Below are 1,034 nucleotides of genomic sequence, written 5' to 3'. Positions count from 1 at the left end.
TTTGTAAAAGAATTGCTAAACGGGTTTCAATGAAAGAAGTTATGTTGAACACAAAATGTTGCTGTTCCAAGGAATTTGCCATATCTTTCCAAACACGAGGAAAGGTTTCATATGTTTTATCAATTAACTTACCTAATCCTAATTCATCTCCTTTACACTCAGGTAACATTAGTATCCGCAAAATACCCAATGTGGCACGACGCAAGGCGTAAGGATCTTTATCACCGGTAGGAATTTGTCCGATACCCCAAATGCCAACTAAGGTTTCTAGCTTGTCGGCCAGCGCAACAGCAATAGCGATTTTGCTTTGAGGAAGATTGTCACCTGCAAAACGTGGCCAATAATGTTGCTCAATGGCTTCGGCGATTTCTTCGGTTTCGCCGTCCAAGCGGGCATAGTATTTGCCCATGGTGCCTTGCAATTCGGGGAACTCGCCGACCATTTCGGTTACCAAGTCTGCTTTGGCCAAACGTGCGGCGCGCTCGGCTGCGGCGGCATCCGCGCCCAATGCTTTGGCGATATGGGCGGCAATGCTTTGCAGACGCTCGATGCGCTCGGCTTGCGAACCAATTTTGTTGTGGTAAACCACGCTGGATAATTTCGGCAGGCGGCTTTCCAAAGTCGCTTTTTGGTCTTGTTTGTAGAAGAACTCGGCATCAGACAGGCGCGCGCGCAAAACGCGTTCGTTGCCTTGGATGATGTGTGACGGGTCTTCGGTTTGCAGGTTGGAGACCAGCAGGAAGCGGTTCATCAGCTTGCCGTTTTGATCGAGCAGCGGGAAGTATTTTTGGTTTTGCTGCATGGTCAGAATCAAGCATTCTTGCGGTACGGCGAGGAAGTGTTCTTCAAAACCGGCTTCCAATACCACAGGCCATTCGACCAATGCGGTCACTTCGTCCAACAAGGCTTCATCGGCGGCAACGGTCGCGTTCAGACGGCCTGCCTGCTCGTTCAAGGCCGTCTGAATGGCGGCTTTGCGTTCGGCAAACGATGCTTCTACTTTGCCTTGCTCGCGCATTTGTGCGGCGTAGCTG

Annotated in this window: 1 protein-coding gene; it reads right to left on the bottom strand. The window is 50.3% G+C overall.

Features of this window, described 5'->3' with window-relative positions; translation table 11 throughout:
- The coding region (glyS, locus tag ACTHS3_RS14475) for a glycine--tRNA ligase subunit beta (RefSeq protein WP_440368306.1) at window positions 1-1,034 on the bottom strand (1,034 nt) is incomplete at both ends.

Source organism: Neisseria sp. P0009.S007 (assembly GCF_051962515.1).
Note: the sequence above shows the minus strand (reverse complement) of the source record. Positions and strands in the feature narration are given on the sequence as shown.